Origin of the sequence: Gilliamella mensalis (assembly GCF_900103085.1) — a bacterium.
Taxonomy (GTDB): domain Bacteria; phylum Pseudomonadota; class Gammaproteobacteria; order Enterobacterales; family Orbaceae; genus Gilliamella; species Gilliamella mensalis.
This window is the reverse complement of the sequence record NZ_FMWR01000021.1, coordinates 1-1,726: the sequence shown is the minus strand read 5'-3', so window position 1 is coordinate 1,726 and position 1,726 is coordinate 1. Positions and strand designations below refer to the sequence as shown.

Sequence of the window (1,726 nt, the reverse complement as noted above, 5' to 3'; positions counted from 1 at the left end):
TGATTTTGTTGTAGTTGCTGTACCCACGTTTTACGTGCCTTTGTGGGCACCAAAGCTTTTTTATGATTTCTTCCTGAAGCTGGGATTTTAAGCTCAGTTCGGCAAACATCTGTTTAAGCTTACGGTTTTCAGCCTCCAGCTCCTTTCAGCGTTTGATGTCCGAAGTTTCCATTCCGCCGTATTTTTCCCGCCATTTATAGAAAGTTGAATTACCCATGCCATATTTACGGCACAGTTCTTTAACGGGAATACCGGCTTCAGCTTCTTTTAAAATAGCCACGATTTGATGTTCAGTCATTTTTTTCATAATTAAATCCCCTTTACTTTTATCATAGATGAATTTTCTACTTTTTTGCTGTACTATTTTAGGGGGTAGTTACAAATGTCTTATAAATATTACCAATCAAGTGTCAAATATCTATGAATATACACCTTTTTTTATTTCCTAATGAACGATATAATGATTTATCTGATCCTGTATTTGAGTTACTTTTCATCATATCTCTTGAAATTTTTTCTATATTTGTTGGAGACATATCTTTTTTAGATTTTAAAAATTCTCTATAATCGTTATCAATGTAAGCACGTAGTATTTGAGGAAGAGTATTGATTTTATCAATTTCTATATTTCCAATAGTGAACTCTGTACCCCCTGATATTTCTGCGTCAGAAAATCCATCAGAAAATATATAAAAATACATAAAAGGTAATTTAAGTACAACATACCATCTATGAGGTTCATCTAAAAATCTAGCATCTGCTGGCTGAATACAGCGTTCTAATAAATATATATATTCTTGAGGTATATCATAATAAGGTTCTTTTCCATAAAAAGGTAAAAAATAGATTTTACTATCACATTTAGTATTAATTTGTCTTTTTAAATCCTCAATCAATAATAATAATTTTTCTGTATCTTCATTTGTTCTGTCGTTTTCATTATCTTTATATATAATAAGGCATCGCCAGAAAACAGATAGAATTAGAGTTTTCATGTTTTCTGTGACCGTTAGTGTTGTACTTTGGTTACGATAGTTAGCTATTTTTTTAAAAAAATTTTTTGCGAATTCATCCTCCAATTTCGATAAAAACTGTTCACATTCTTCGCAAAGTAAATAAAATTTAGGACCATCTTGAAGTCTCTGATTTATATTTTCAGATGATCTAATATAAGGTGTTTTAGATGTATTTTTGATCCATTCATAAACAAATCTAGGAATCAAATGAGATTCCATTAAAATAGACGTTTTATTGCATAACGAACATGTTTCAAGTTTAGTGTCCATCATATATTTAGTTTCTATCCTTTTTTTGTAAAATAAAATTTATTTTTCCAGAGATCTTAATGTAACTACCCCCTAAAATAGTACAACAAAAAAGTAGAAAATTCTCCATGATAAAAGTAAAGGGGATTTAATTATGAAAAAAATGACTGAACATCAAATCGTGGCTATTTTAAAAGAAGCTGAAGCCGGTATTCCCGTTAAAGAACTGTGCCGTAAATATGGCATGGGTAATTCAACTTTCTATAAATGGCGAGATAAATACGGTGGTATGGAAACTTCGGACATCAAACGCTGAAAGGAGCTGGAGGCCGAAAACCGCAAGCTTAAGCAGATGTTTGCCGAACTGAGCTTAAAATCCCAGCTTCAGGAAGAAATTATAAAAAAGCTTTAGTGCCCACAAAGGCTCGTAAAACGTGGGCACAGCAACTACAACAAAATCA

1 protein-coding gene and 2 pseudogenes are annotated in these 1,726 nt (G+C 31.7%); 1 reads left to right on the top strand and 2 read right to left on the bottom strand.

All coding sequences use genetic code 11. The features are described from left to right. Together BQ5209_RS10910 and BQ5209_RS10120 are read right to left on the bottom strand one after the other, a co-directional pair. Positions 1-307: pseudogene (locus BQ5209_RS10910) on the bottom strand (transposase); the annotation flags it as partial. A 103-nt stretch (positions 308-410) separates the two neighbouring features. Continuing rightward, the gene (locus tag BQ5209_RS10120) at positions 411-1,289 is read right to left on the bottom strand and encodes a hypothetical protein (RefSeq protein ID WP_085248674.1); all 879 of its coding nucleotides are present in this window, start codon (positions 1,287-1,289) and stop codon (positions 411-413) included. 130 nt (positions 1,290-1,419) lie between these two features. Here BQ5209_RS10120 and BQ5209_RS10905 point away from each other — a divergent pair. Continuing rightward, positions 1,420-1,671, top strand: a pseudogene (locus BQ5209_RS10905) (transposase); the annotation flags it as partial. Positions 1,672-1,726: the final 55 nt, after the last annotated feature.

Excerpts from the sequence above, each read along its gene's own strand:
- BQ5209_RS10120 (WP_085248674.1), bottom strand. The coding sequence starts at position 1,289 with ATGATGGACACTAAACTTGAAACATGTTCGTTATGCAATAAAACGTCT.